Origin of the sequence: Jonesia quinghaiensis DSM 15701 (assembly GCF_000423205.1) — a bacterium.
Lineage (GTDB): Bacteria > Actinomycetota > Actinomycetes > Actinomycetales > Cellulomonadaceae > Jonesia > Jonesia quinghaiensis.
In genome coordinates this window covers 82288-95159 of sequence record NZ_AUHN01000010.1, presented here as the reverse complement: position 1 = coordinate 95159, position 12872 = coordinate 82288, and the positions used below count along the sequence as shown (strand labels likewise).

Below are 12872 nucleotides of genomic sequence, written 5' to 3'. Positions count from 1 at the left end.
TAGTCTGTTCCGGTCTACCCCACAACAAGGGACATCATGAAACCTGAAGATTACACACTTGAACAAGCGCTCGATCCGACAACACCTGGCGTAACTTTGCAGGACATCGCCATGCACCGGCCTGACCTGCGGCCAGCGATTGCACGCAATCCTTCCACCTACCCAGACTTAGTGACATGGCTAGGGCAGTTGGGCGACCCAGCTGTGAACGAAGCGCTCGCCTCACGCACTTCTACGCCACTTGAGGCGGCACCAGTGCCTCAGCCGCAGCAGCAGGCTGCTGCACCAACTGTTGCTTCCGCTCAGCAGGAAAATCTTCCTCCTGTTCCAATGCCTACCGGTCAGGTTCCTGGTCCAGAATTTGCACCGTCCCCCGAGGCCGCTCCAGGAGATGCTCCTACGAAGAAGAGCCGACGTGGCCTCTGGATTGGCGTGGGTGTTGGTGCACTTGCTGTTGTCGGCGCTGGCGCCTTCGCGCTGAACCACTTCGTGTTCTCCAAGATGGGTGGCGCAGAAAGTCCCGAGGCTGCTGCTCAGCAACTCATGGATGCACTGACCGAGTCCGATGATGTTGCCCTGTATGAATCACTGTCGCCCATCGATCGCGAATACACGGCCGATGTTATGGAGCAGTTCTCTTCACACATTGATGAACAGACGGGCACCGAAGAGTTCGGAGATGACCTCCTCGATCTCTACCGTTCATTCAATCTCACTGCGGACAATGTCACGTTCTCCGTCGAGGAACTCACAGAAGACTACGCCCGAGTGGAACTATCCACTGGTGACTTCACTCTTGACGTTGATGATGCCAAAATGTCAGCAGCGATTAATGAGATTTTCGCTGATGTAGAAAGTTCACCGCTCGGTGACATCATCACTGAAGCTGGCGGACAGTTCCCGTCAACGGACGAGGTTGCTACAGAGCTTGAGACCGCTGCCAAGGATGCTTTCCCGGTTGAGTTCTCCGCACAAGACCTGGTCATTCCTGCTGAAGCGCTGAACTCTGGTCTTGACGGTCTCGAATCTGACTTGGGAGACAACCCATTCGGATCCGATCTGTCCGGTTCAGACACCTCAACTGATCCCTTCGGTAGTGACTCCTCCACAAGCGACCCCAACGACTATGCGATGTCGGAAGAAGACTTCGCTGAGTTGTACAAAGGCATCCTCACCGATGAAGAAATCGCCGAACTCTACGAGTCGCTATACGGGACTGGTTCAGCAGGTTCTGACTTTGGATCTGGTTCTACGTCTGATGACCCGTGGGGAACCGATGACTCCTTTGGATCCGGTCCATCTTCACCACTTGATGGACTCCTTGACAGCCTTGGTAACACCGAAACAGGCCCTCAAGAAGACATAACGTTCGCTTTGATTGCCGTGAAAGAAGGCAATGGCTGGTACATCAGCCCAAGCCTGACCATAGTTGATCTGCAAGGCGCAATGATTGGTGTCGAGGCCGACTTCTCCAAGGTTCCAGAGCCCTCATACGCAGACAGCCCCGAGCAGGCGGCAACAGATCTTGTGGCGTCGGCGTTTGACTCCGTGAAGACCTTTGACTTTGCAGGGTTGTCCTCTCACTACGTCACTGCAGAACGCCGCACTGGTGTGATTCAGCCTGACCTTGGCTTAGCAGACGCGGACTTACAGGAAATCGAAGCTATCTTCAACGAATTCACTGTGTCAGGCGCAGCATTTTCTGTAGATCGTCAAGAAGGCGACACCGCTTACCTGAAACTCGATTCATTGACCATTGACGGACAGGTTGAGGGCACCTCAATTGCATTGGACCTTTCCAGTGAATGTGTTGGTGTGAAAGCTGATGTGATGACAGTCAGCGTATGCATCAAGGACGTACCTGCGTTCGAAGAACTCGGCCTTGATGAACTGCGACTTGTCGCTCGAAAAGAGTCTGAAGGCTGGGCTATCTCCTCAGGTCAGTCATCCGCTGATTCGATGGGAATCCTCGCGTCAAACGTGCTGCGCCTGCAGACCGAAGGAAATCTCACGGATGAGCAGTGGTGGATGGACAACATGGGAGTGTTGACCCAGTACCTCGGCGCTCTGTGATCTGTTGAGTGAAAGTTCAGTTGTCATGCAGTGACCCTGAACTATGTGTGGCCTCTACCTCTTTCAGGTAGAGGCCGCACGTCGTTGTACGGCGGTGTTCGTTCTCTGAAACACCGTAAGCGACTCGGGGGGAGTCGTTGTACAGTGGACAACGTGGACAGCGACATGCAAGTCACCCTTCTTCTTCTGTGCCGCGACGAGGCTTAGAGCCGGTCTCTCGTCGCGGCGGTCGGTGTGTGCCGGCACAGTCCCCGCAGAATAATTTCTGCGTACTCCCCAGACAGAAACTAGGAACATGACTGCACCAGCACAGCGCCCCTCCGGTATGCCTATCCACAAATACGTTCCATTCCGTGATCTCATTTCAGTTGAACTCTCAGACCGGACGTGGCCCGACCGCACGATTACTTCAGCCCCGCGATGGTGCGCGGTTGACCTGCGAGACGGAAACCAAGCACTTATCGAACCGATGAACGCCGATCGCAAACTGCGTATGTTCAAGCTCCTTGTTTCCATGGGGTACAAGGAAATTGAGGTTGGTTTTCCGTCAGCCTCACAGACCGATTTCGATTTTGTTCGCCTCCTCATTGAGGACGGGCACATTCCTGATGACGTGGTTATTCAAGTCCTGACACAGTCGCGGGAACATTTGATTGCCCGCACTTTTGAGTCCTTGCATGGTGCCAAGCAAGCCATTGTTCACCTGTACAACTCGACGTCGATTCTGCAGCGCGACGTGGTGTTCCGCAAAGACGAAGACGGCATTGTTGACATCGCTTTGGAAGGCGCGCGGTTGTGTCGCAAATTCGAAGAGACACTGCCCGAGACAGACATCTTTTACGAATACTCACCTGAGTCGTACACCGGCACTGAACTGGAATTCGCGGTGCGAATCTGCAATGAGGTTCTTGAGGTTCTTGAACCAACACCAGATCGCAAAGTCATCATCAATCTGCCCGCGACGGTAGAAATGGCTACCCCTAATGTGTACGCAGATTCCATCGAGTGGATGAGTCGTCACCTGAATCACCGTGAGAACGTCATTGTGTCTCTGCACCCACATAACGACCGTGGCACGGCAGTTGCGGCCGCAGAGTTGGGTTACCAGGCCGGTGCAGACCGTATCGAAGGGTGTCTCTTTGGTAATGGGGAACGAACCGGGAACGTTGATCTCGTTACCTTGGGCATGAATCTCTTTAGCCAAGGGATCGATCCGCAGATTGATTTCAGTGACATTGATACAATCCGGCGAACCGTTGAACACTGTAACCAAATGCCAGTCCCCGAACGGCACCCCTACGCAGGTGACCTAGTCTTTACCGCGTTCTCAGGGTCACACCAAGATGCCATCAAGAAAGGGCTGGAATCTATGGATTCCCGCGCTGCGCAGGCAGGTTCATCCATTGATGATCTTGTGTGGGCGGTTCCGTACCTGCCCATCGATCCAAAAGATGTTGGCCGTAGTTACGAAGCTGTCATTCGTGTCAATTCCCAGTCGGGTAAGGGCGGAGTGGCGTACTTGTTGAAGAGCGAACATCACCTTGATTTGCCTCGTCGCCTCCAAATTGAATTTTCGCGTGTGGTGCAAAGTGTCACGGACACTCAGGGCACCGAAGTCACCGGAGAAGACATTTGGAAGATTTTCACCGACGAGTATCTGCCTGTCGCGCCAGGGAGCAACCTCGCTCCATGGGGCCGGTTTGCCTTGCTGGGAACGCGGGCTAGCTCCGCTGAGGGCGAAGCGGATTCCTTGGAAATTGACCTCGTGGACAATGGCTCACCTATGACCCTTACCGGGCACGGGAACGGTCCCATTGATGCTTTCGTGAATGCTCTGTCAGCATATGGTGCCCCTGTTGTGGTGTTGGACTATGCAGAACATGCACTAGCTGCTGGTGGTGACGCATCGGCTGCGGCCTATGTGGAATGCAAGGTAGGCGACGAGGTTCTGTTCGGGGTTGGCATTGACCCGTCAATCACCACGGCCTCCTTGAAGGCAATTATCTCCGCAATTAACCGCACCGGGCGCGTACCGGTTGAGGAAGATCGTCGTTGACATTGTGTGAAGGTCTACTCATGGGGGTGCGGCACTGCCGCCCCCATGGGGGACAATAGAACTATGCCCCTTTACCGTGATGATGCACTTGTGCTGCGCGCCCAGAAACTGGGTGAGGCGGATCGTATTATCACGCTCCTCACGCGCGAACATGGCAAGGTGCGGGCTGTAGGAAAAGGCGTCCGGCGTACCGGCTCAAAATTTGGGGCCCGCCTGGAACCGTTCATGCACATTGATATTCAACTCAATGAGGGCCGCACCTTCGACATGGTCACGCAGGTTGACACGATTGGCGCTTACGCAAAAGAAATCTGCGCAGACTATGGCCGCTACACCGCAGCGAGTGCCATCGTGGAAACGGCAGACCGTTTAACAGTCGCGGAACGTGAGCCTGCGGTCCAACAATTTTGGCTTGCTGCCGGGGCATTGCGGGCGTTGTCATTGGGTCACTATCCTGCTGAGCTCGTTCTTGACTCGTACTTGCTGCGCTCTTTTGCAGTGGCCGGCTACGCTCCTTCCTTTGATGTGTGTGCGCAGTGTGGTGCACCTGGACCGCACACCTCGTATGCGGTCGCCTCGGGAGGCGCCGTCTGTGGGGCGTGTCGTCCACCAGGTGCGGCGTCACCTGCACCACAAACGTTCGCGCATATGGCAGCTTTGCTGAGCGGCGACTGGCCGATTGTTTTGGCGTCGCCTGAACGCAGCCAGCGTGAAGCGAGCGGACTGATTGCTGCGTTTACTCAATACCATCTTGAACGCACTATTCGTGCGCTTCGTCTCGTGGAAAGGCCCTGATGTGAGCCCTATTGCTCCTCCACCGCACCCCTCCGGAGAGCGGGTTCCCTCGATCCCGCGCCAATTCGTTCCGCAACATGTGGCGATTGTTATGGATGGTAATGGACGGTGGGCAAATGAGCGTGGCCTTTCGCGCACGGAAGGCCACAAAGCGGGGGAGGCTGCTCTGCTTGATGTCATGGCTGGTGCCATTGAGATCGGTATTCGTCACGTGTCGGTGTATGCGTTTTCCACAGAAAACTGGAAGCGTTCACCAGACGAAGTCCGGTTCCTCATGGGGTTCAATAAAGATGTTCTTCGCCGCCGCCGTGACACTATGAATGAGTGGGGCATAAGGGTTCGGTGGTCTGGTCGGTCGAAGCGACTGTGGCCGTCAGTCATCCGGGAATTACGTGACGCCGAGGAGTTAACGCGCCAAAACACTGTGTGCACGCTCAATATGTGTGTGAATTATGGTGGGCGGGCTGAGATTGCCGATGCGGTGTCTGCTATCGCTGCAGATGTTGCGGCTGGTCGGGTCAAACCGGACCGAATTTCTGAGAAAACTATCGCCCGGTACCTTGATGAACCAGATTTACCTGATGTTGATCTGTTCATTCGGTCATCTGGTGAGCAACGAACATCGAACTTCATGTTGTGGCAATCAGCCTATGCCGAGTTGGTTTTCATGAATGAACTGTGGCCAGATTTCGACCGTCGCTCACTGTGGCGGGCGGTTGAGCAGTATGCGCGGAGGGACCGCCGCTACGGTGGTGCTGTGGATAAACCAAAACCGATCACAACGTCGTGATGTCAGTGCTCAGTCCCGCCAAGGGCTACGGTGCTTGGTGGGGCGAGTCGTTGTGTGGCAGCGCAGAAGACACCGCTGCTGCCGTTTTCCTTCGCTTGCGGCGGTGAACGTAGAGCCCAGTTGCCACGGCAGTAATAGTGATGAGAAGTAGGCTAAGCCCCTGTGGTGACCCTGCAGCCGCTTGTAACGCTGCTGTCCACGCTGCCCACCCGACGAGTGCGTAAATGAGTGCGTGGGCGATGCAGCCGAGTGCCATGGTGGGCAGGTACAGGGCGAAGGGCATCTTGATGAGCCCGGCGCCTGAATTGATCACTGTTTTTGTGCCCGTCATGAAAAATGAGGCAAATACAGCAAGTGGCCCCCATCGTTGGACAGTGAGCACTCCACGTTGTGTGGAGTCGCGGGACATCCATGCTGTGAGTCGCTTCAATCGGGGTGTGCGTGAGTCGGCGCGCTTGACGGCCTGGTGAGCGACGGCGCGTGCTAGCCAGTAGGTGACTTGGGTGCGGACAAAAACTATTCCAAAGAAGAAGAGGAAAAGTTCAAGGAACGGCGCATCGGCTGCGGGTTGAGGCACCTTATTAGGTTACCCTTGCTCGGCCATGTGGGGCCGGTGTGTGACACAACTCCCGTCATGAGAACCAGCCGGGTTCTGGCGATCCCGCATTTAGTGTGGCGTCATGACGAGGCCGGGCGAGCAGCGCACTCTTCGCAGGTGCCAAATAGCTCAATGGTGTGTTCGATTGAGCTGAATCCGTGGGCTCGGCCAACGCGTGTTGCCCAGTCTTCGACTGTTGGGCCATCGATCTCTACCGTTTTTCCGCAGGAACGGCAGACCAGGTGATGGTGGTGTTCTCCGCGTTCACATTGACGGAACAACATTTCACCGTCTTCGGTGCGCAGAACATCTAGTTCGCCCGCGTCGGCTAGGTTTTGTAACGTACGGTAAACGGTCGCTAAGCCTGCGGGTTCACCGCGTTCACGCAGTAGGTCATGGAGTTGTTGTGCGGATTTGAAGTCACTGGTCGCAGCCAGCATGTCGGCGATGGATTGACGCTGACGGGTCATTCTTTGCATTGGTCACTCCTGGTTGTCTGCGTACCTGCAGCAACCAAGTCTACGTCGTCAGGGAGGTCTGGGTGGGGGTCGCGTGCTGTGATGCGCCGTCGCCCAAGAAGTGTATGGATGAGCAGAGCCACAATGTAGGCTGCCACTGCTAGGAGAACAATCGTGGCGCCGGGGGAGAGTGGGTACCAGTAGGTGATGGTCAATCCACTGATGGAAACGATGACGCCGATGCCCATGGCAATAGTCATGGTGCGTTTAAAGGTTGTTGCCAGTAGTTGAGCTGCAGCAACAGGAACGATCATGACTGCAGAGACGAGGAGGAGGCCAACAACGCGCATTGACACGGTGACAGTTAGTGCTGCCACGATGGCTATGGTGAGGTTCGCTGCCCGAACGGGGAGCCCTGATGCTCGAGCGAATTCCTCATCGTTGGAGACTGCGAAGAGCACAGCTCGCAGGCCAATACCTACGAGGAAGATCAGAATTCCCAGGAAGACCGTTAACGCAAGATCGAGTTCAGTGACAGTAGAGATCGAGCCAAACAAGTACCCCATGAGGTTGGCGTTTGTGCCCCCAGCAATGGAAATAAGGACAACTCCGCCCGCAATCCCGGAGTAGAACAACAGGGCTAGGGCTACGTCACCGCTGGTTCGTCCTTTTTCTCGAACATACTCGATAGCGACGGAACCTATGATCGCGGCGAAAATCGCGCCCGGCACGGCAAGGGCGTCACGTTCAACGAGACCCATCGCCGAACCAATGATCCAGCCAAGAGCAACGCCGGTAAGTGCAACGTGCCCTATGCCGTCACCAAGAAGGGATAACCTGCGTTGAACAAGGTAGGTTCCCATAATGGGCGCAGTTAAGCCAACGACAGCCGCTGCGATGAGTGAGCGTTGCATGAGTGGGTCGCTCAGCATGTCCAGCAGAGGGCTCATTGGTCGAATCCAAGTTCTGGGAGTAGTGCGGAACCTTGTTCAACGTACCCTTCGTGTGGGTGAACGTGGTCATGGTCAGGTTCTGCATGGCGGATAGAGGCTCGTGGGGCTGGCCCGTCATGAATGATGCGTCCGTGCCGCAGGACAACGGTTCGAGTGATGAGGCTTTCGAATTCTCCGAGTTCGTGGAGTACCACGATGATTGTGCGCCCTTGGTCAACGAGATCTTTGAGAGTTGCTGCAAATGCTTCTTGGGATGGGTGGTCAACCCCAGCCACTGGTTCATCAAGGATGAGGAGTTCTGGGTTGCGTATGAGTGCCCTGGCAATGAGGACGCGTTGTTGTTGGCCCCCAGATAGCGCGCTGAGTGGCAGGTGTGCGTGATCAGCGAGGTGAACCGATTCAAGTGCAGCGTGTGCTTGAGCTTTAGCGCCGCGCGGGAGCCGAATGGTGCGCCCATGTAGTAGCCCAGAAGCAACGACTTCGCTGGCGGACGCCGTGACCCCAGACTGTGCGGTGATGCGTTGTGGTACGTATCCAATTTTTGCCCATGGGGCGCTTGCCCCAGTGGCTTGCCCAAACAACTCGATGGTTCCCGATGTGACGGGAATGATCGAGGTTAGTGCTCTGATGAGTGTGGACTTACCTGAACCATTTGCCCCAAGTACTGCAACAACTTCGCCGCGGCTGACGGCGAGTGAAACACCGCGCAAGATGTGGCTATTGCCGAGATGCACATGGAGATTGTCCGCAGAAACGATGGGGTATTCGTTCATTATGCGCAGCCGAGTCCAGTCTTCAGTTGGGTGAGGTTGTTCTCCATGATACTGAAGTAGGTTTCCTCAGTGTTCACAAGCCCTTCAATAGGGTCGAGAAGACCTGTGTCGATGCCGAGATCCGCGGCGAGGGTCTCAGCGACTTTCGGCGAAACAAGAGTTTCGAAGAAGATTGTCTTCAAGCCCAGCTCTTCAACTTGTGATCGCACGTTGCGTATTTGGGCTGGGCTTGGTTCAGCCTCTGGGTCGATTCCGCTGATCGCGAGTTGATTGAAGTTGTATTCATGTGCGAGGTAACCAAACGCCGCGTGGGTAACGACAACAGTGTCATGTTGGCAGGTGGCAAGTTCAGTGGAATATTGCTGATCAAGGACTGTCAGTTTGTCGACGATGCTCTGTGCGTTTGCTTGGTATTGCTCAGCTCCCTCTGGGTCGACTTCTGAGAGTTCGCCTGCAAGATCTTGTGCGGCTTGGGCATAGAGTTTGGGGTCTAGCCAAAAGTGTGGGTCGGTTTCGTGGTCATGTCCGTCGTCTGCGCTGTGGTCATGTCCGTCGTCTTCTGTGAGCGCCAGTGTTGCGTAGACCCCGGCATCAAATACGTGTTCGGGGGTGCGTGCTTCGACGGCTTTGTCGACGGCGCTTTGGAAACCTGATTGGTAGACCACAAGGTCTGCACCTGAGATGTCTTTTGTTTGTGCAGGTGCCAGTTCGAGGTCGTGAGGCTCTCCGCCTTGAGGGGTGAGCGACGAAACGGTGACCCGGTCTTGCCCAATTTCTTGGACAAGGTATTCCAGGGGGTAGAACGAGGCTAAAACGTTGAGTGTGTCATCCTCCTGCTCGGGAGTGGAGCATGCGGCGAGAAGCAAGGTTGGGGCAAGGGCTGCGGCGAGGATGCGCTTGGCGTTCATGAGATCCATTATCAATAGTTTGTGTGGTGTTGGTCAAAATGATTCTCGTCACCACGCCGATGGCGTTCTTTGGGCACAATGAAGGTAACGTAGGTTGTTCCCTGATTTACAGCTTTCCCAAAACGCCCTACGAGCCATGTGGGGCCATCAGAACAAGTTGGAGTGATGACTGTGGCCGCAACGCCTTCACGTCTCGATAATGTCATTTCCCTCGCGAAGCGTCGAGGCTTCGTCTTTCAAAGTGGAGAAATCTACGGCGGTTCGCGTTCCGCCTGGGACTACGGGCCACTTGGTGCGGAGCTCAAAGAGAACATCAAGCGCCAATGGTGGCAAACAGTTGTGCGCGGGCGAGAAGACGTCGTTGGAATTGACTCCTCCGTCATTCTGCCACGGGCAGTGTGGGAAGCCTCTGGGCACGTTGCAGTCTTCACCGATCCGCTCATTGAGTGCACCTCATGCCACAAGCGCTACCGCATGGACACACTCCAAGAAGAGTTTGAGTACAAAAAAGGCCGTGCGCCCCAAAGCATGGACGAAATTGGCTGTGCAAACTGTGGGAAAAAGGGTGAGTGGACGGAGCCTCAAAACTTCTCAGGTCTCCTGAAGACCTTCCTCGGTCCTGTTGATAATGAACAGGGGTTGCACTACCTGCGACCAGAAACCGCGCAGGGCATTTTTGTAAACTTTTCCAACGTGCAAGGTGCTTCACGCATGAAGCCTCCCTTTGGCATCGGCCAAATTGGAAAGTCCTTCCGCAACGAAATCACACCAGGTAACTTCATTTTCCGTACCCGTGAGTTTGAGCAGATGGAACTGGAGTTCTTCGTCAAGCCTGGAACAGACGAAGAATGGCACCAAAAGTGGATTGACGACCGTAAAGCCTGGTACGTCGACCTCGGTATCAACCCCGACAACCTCCGTTTGTACGAACACCCACAAGAGAAGCTCTCGCACTACTCCAAGCGCACAGTCGACATCGAATACCGCTTCGGGTTCACTGGTGGAGAATGGGGCGAGCTTGAAGGCATCGCCAACCGGACAGACTACGACCTGAAAACTCACTCAGAGCACTCCGGTAAAGACCTGTCGTTCTTCGACCAAGCAGAGAACACGCGGTACTTCCCGTTCGTCATCGAACCTGCGGCAGGTTTGACCCGTTCCTTAATGGCGTTCTTGGTGGAGGCCTACAGCGAGGACGAAGCCCCGAACTCCAAGGGTGGGGTAGACAAGCGCACAGTGCTGCGCCTGGACTACCGTCTCGCGCCGGTGAAAGCTGCTGTGTTGCCGCTGTCGCGGAACGCAGATCTTTCACCTAAAGCCCGTGACCTCGCCGCTGAACTACGGCGTACGTGGAACGTGGACTTCGACGACGCAGGTGCTATTGGACGTCGGTACCGTCGTCAAGACGAAATCGGAACACCCTTCTGCATCACCGTCGACTTTGACACGTTGGAAGACAACGCAGTCACCATTCGACACCGCGACTCCATGGAACAAGAGCGCGTGGCGCTCGACAAGGTGCGCGAATACCTCGCGGTACGACTGATCGGTGCTTAACTCTTCGCCTGATTGATATGCACCGCGCAAGGGGGTGAAGAACCATCACGGTTCTTCACCCCCTTGGCGTACTACCCGTTCATCCCAGCTCTACTGAAAGCGGTTGGGGTTCTCGACCTCAACGACAGCATCTGCGGGGAAAGGATCGCGATCCTCACGAGTAATGCGTTGCATTATCGGAACATAATCCATGGTGCATATTGCATCAGCCGGGTACTGCTTAACATGCAGGGAAATATCTTTACCCTCCTGTGACACGGCCTCAATGGTTGCCGGGCACGAAGAAGACCCAGCCGACATATACACAATGGCACCGTCCTCTACCCGTGCCCCAAGGTCTGCCTCGTTGCCGTCCCACGTTTCAGATATATCAACTTCTTCAATAATCACGTCAACGTGTCGTTCATCTGCAGGTTCTTCAGAACGCTCACTAAGACACCCCGTGAGCGTCACGGCAGCAATGCCCATAAAAGACAGCGCGCGAACCACATAGTTGCGGTGATACATGATGACCTCCTCCTTCGGCTTTCCCCACTCCATTTATGTCACAGGTCGCCGCAATGTGACAGTCAAGAAGCGCATCGGCCTACGAGGTGTTCACCACCATAAAAAGAGGTACACAGTGTGATGAGAATCCAGGTTCTTGAGCCGCATCGGCCTGCACAGCGATGACACAATGGACTGGTGCCTGAAACACTCCACACACCCACCGTTGATACACCCGTGATGCCCCCGTTGCGCATCGGAAAGCACGTGAGCGCCACACCTGTTGTTCTCGCTCCCATGGCCGGCGTGACAAACACTGCCTTCCGGAGATTGTGCCGTGAGCAGGGCGAGGGTTTCTTCGTGGCGGAGATGGTGACAAGCCGGGCGCTTGTGGAACGCAACGAGGAATCTTTGCGCATTGTGTCATTCGAAGAATATGAACAACCTCGTTCCGCCCAGGTGTACGGCGTCGACCCAGCAACAGTGGGTGCGGCAGTAAAAATCATTGCCGGTGAAGACCGTGCCGATCACATTGACCTCAACTTTGGCTGCCCAGTCCCCAAGGTCACACGCAAGGGCGGGGGAGCGGCCCTCCCTTGGAAGCGCGAACTGTTCACCCGCATCATCGATGCCGCAGTAACCGCAGCAGCACCCTATGACGTACCAGTGACAATCAAAATGCGGATGGGGATCGATGACGATCACATCACGTACCTTGAAGCGGGGCGAACCGCAGAAAATCTTGGCGTCGCTGCAGTTGCTTTGCATGCGCGCACCGCAGCGCAACACTACTCCGGCAACGCCCAGTGGGGTGCTATCCGGGCATTGAAAGAAGAAGTAAAAACGATACCGGTCCTTGGAAACGGTGATATTTGGACAGCCGACGATGCGCTAGAGATGGTGCGCCAAACCGGCTGTGACGGCGTGGTTGTTGGTCGTGGCTGTCAAGGGCGACCGTGGCTGTTTGCTGATCTCACCGCAGCGTTTGCTGGCCGCCCTGAACGCGTGCAGCCGGGTCTACGTGAAGTCGCTGACACTATTTACCGTCACGGTGAATACATGGTGGAGTTCTTCGGTCATGAGGGGCGTGGGCTGCGCGATCTGCGTAAACACATGGCCTGGTACCTCAAAGGGTACGCAGTAGGCGGTGATGCCCGTCATGGGCTGGCTTTGGTTGATTCTCTTGCTGACTTACGCACCAAACTCGACGCACTAGATCTTGATGCGCCCTACCCTGGCGAAATCGCTGAAGGTCAACGTGGGCGCGCTGGCACCCCCAAACGGCCACACCTGCCCGAGGGGTGGTTGGACTCACGCGAATTATCCGAAGAGTTCCGCCGTCGCCTAGAAGAAGCAGAACTGTCAGTCTCTGGCGGGTAGCTAGCAGGCATAGGTCAGGGGTCGCACACATGTGTGCGACCCCTG

12 protein-coding genes are annotated in these 12872 nt (G+C 55.5%); 6 read left to right on the top strand and 6 right to left on the bottom strand.

The genetic code is table 11. The annotated features are described in order from the left end of the window. The first annotated feature begins 36 nt into the window (after window positions 1-36). The 4 genes from G538_RS0109945 (at window position 37) to G538_RS16150 (ending at window position 5714) form a co-directional block, all read left to right on the top strand. Entirely contained in the window at window positions 37-2073 is a 2037-nt protein-coding gene (locus G538_RS0109945) for a variant leucine-rich repeat-containing protein (RefSeq protein ID WP_029069205.1), read from the top strand. A gap of 295 nt (window positions 2074-2368) precedes the next feature. After that, a complete protein-coding gene (leuA, locus tag G538_RS0109940; protein ID WP_029069204.1) occupies window positions 2369-4129 on the top strand; it encodes a 2-isopropylmalate synthase in 1761 nt (586 codons plus the stop codon). A gap of 63 nt (window positions 4130-4192) precedes the next feature. After that, window positions 4193-4924, top strand: coding sequence for a DNA repair protein RecO (gene recO / locus G538_RS0109935; RefSeq protein ID WP_029069203.1), 732 nt, complete (start codon window positions 4193-4195; stop codon window positions 4922-4924). 1 nt (window position 4925) lies between these two features. Beyond that, window positions 4926-5714 (top strand): isoprenyl transferase, encoded by a 789-nt coding sequence (locus G538_RS16150; protein WP_035834078.1) that lies wholly within the window; start codon window positions 4926-4928, stop codon window positions 5712-5714. A gap of 25 nt (window positions 5715-5739) precedes the next feature. Here the strand turns inward: G538_RS16150 and G538_RS16145 are convergent, their stop codons facing one another. The 5 genes from G538_RS16145 to G538_RS0109905 form a co-directional block, all read right to left on the bottom strand. Beyond that, complete coding sequence (locus tag G538_RS16145) at window positions 5740-6291, bottom strand: DedA family protein (RefSeq protein ID WP_051196913.1); 552 nt, start codon at window positions 6289-6291, stop codon at window positions 5740-5742. Between the two features lie 101 nt (window positions 6292-6392). Then, the gene (locus G538_RS0109920; RefSeq protein WP_029069202.1) at window positions 6393-6791 is read right to left on the bottom strand and encodes a Fur family transcriptional regulator; all 399 of its coding nucleotides are present in this window, start codon (window positions 6789-6791) and stop codon (window positions 6393-6395) included. Then, window positions 6779-7720, bottom strand: a complete 942-nt coding sequence (locus G538_RS0109915; protein ID WP_029069201.1) for a metal ABC transporter permease — start codon at window positions 7718-7720, stop codon at window positions 6779-6781. Before G538_RS0109915 ends, G538_RS0109920 begins: the two co-directional genes overlap by 13 nt. Next, window positions 7717-8496, bottom strand: a complete 780-nt coding sequence (locus G538_RS0109910) for a metal ABC transporter ATP-binding protein (RefSeq protein WP_029069200.1) — start codon at window positions 8494-8496, stop codon at window positions 7717-7719. The genes G538_RS0109915 and G538_RS0109910 overlap by 4 nt, the downstream gene beginning before the upstream one ends. After that, the gene (locus G538_RS0109905) at window positions 8496-9404 is read right to left on the bottom strand and encodes a metal ABC transporter substrate-binding protein (RefSeq protein ID WP_342664649.1); all 909 of its coding nucleotides are present in this window, start codon (window positions 9402-9404) and stop codon (window positions 8496-8498) included. Before G538_RS0109905 ends, G538_RS0109910 begins: the two co-directional genes overlap by 1 nt. Before the next feature lie 171 nt (window positions 9405-9575). Here G538_RS0109905 and G538_RS0109900 point away from each other — a divergent pair, with 171 nt between their 5' ends. Then, window positions 9576-10961, top strand: coding sequence for a glycine--tRNA ligase (locus tag G538_RS0109900; RefSeq protein ID WP_029069198.1), 1386 nt, complete (start codon window positions 9576-9578; stop codon window positions 10959-10961). A gap of 90 nt (window positions 10962-11051) precedes the next feature. Here the strand turns inward: G538_RS0109900 and G538_RS0109895 are convergent, their stop codons facing one another. Next, a complete protein-coding gene (locus G538_RS0109895) occupies window positions 11052-11468 on the bottom strand; it encodes a hypothetical protein (RefSeq protein WP_029069197.1) in 417 nt (138 codons plus the stop codon). A gap of 219 nt (window positions 11469-11687) precedes the next feature. On the opposite strand from G538_RS0109895, the gene dusB reads away from it, so the two are divergent. Then, window positions 11688-12827 (top strand): tRNA dihydrouridine synthase DusB, encoded by a 1140-nt coding sequence (dusB, locus tag G538_RS0109890; protein WP_035834155.1) that lies wholly within the window; start codon window positions 11688-11690, stop codon window positions 12825-12827. The last annotated feature ends 45 nt before the right edge of the window (window positions 12828-12872 follow it).

Coding starts and splice junctions, on each gene's coding strand:
- G538_RS0109895 (WP_029069197.1), bottom strand. CDS start 11,468: ATGTATCACCGCAACTATGTGGTTCGCGCGCTGTCTTTTATGGGCATT.
- G538_RS0109910 (WP_029069200.1), bottom strand. CDS start 8,496: ATGAACGAATACCCCATCGTTTCTGCGGACAATCTCCATGTGCATCTC.
- G538_RS0109905 (WP_342664649.1), bottom strand. CDS start 9,404: ATGAACGCCAAGCGCATCCTCGCCGCAGCCCTTGCCCCAACCTTGCTT.
- G538_RS0109945 (WP_029069205.1), top strand. CDS start 37: ATGAAACCTGAAGATTACACACTTGAACAAGCGCTCGATCCGACAACA.
- G538_RS0109915 (WP_029069201.1), bottom strand. CDS start 7,720: ATGAGCCCTCTGCTGGACATGCTGAGCGACCCACTCATGCAACGCTCA.
- recO (WP_029069203.1), top strand. CDS start 4,193: ATGCCCCTTTACCGTGATGATGCACTTGTGCTGCGCGCCCAGAAACTG.
- G538_RS0109920 (WP_029069202.1), bottom strand. CDS start 6,791: ATGCAAAGAATGACCCGTCAGCGTCAATCCATCGCCGACATGCTGGCT.
- leuA (WP_029069204.1), top strand. CDS start 2,369: ATGACTGCACCAGCACAGCGCCCCTCCGGTATGCCTATCCACAAATAC.
- dusB (WP_035834155.1), top strand. CDS start 11,688: ATGCCCCCGTTGCGCATCGGAAAGCACGTGAGCGCCACACCTGTTGTT.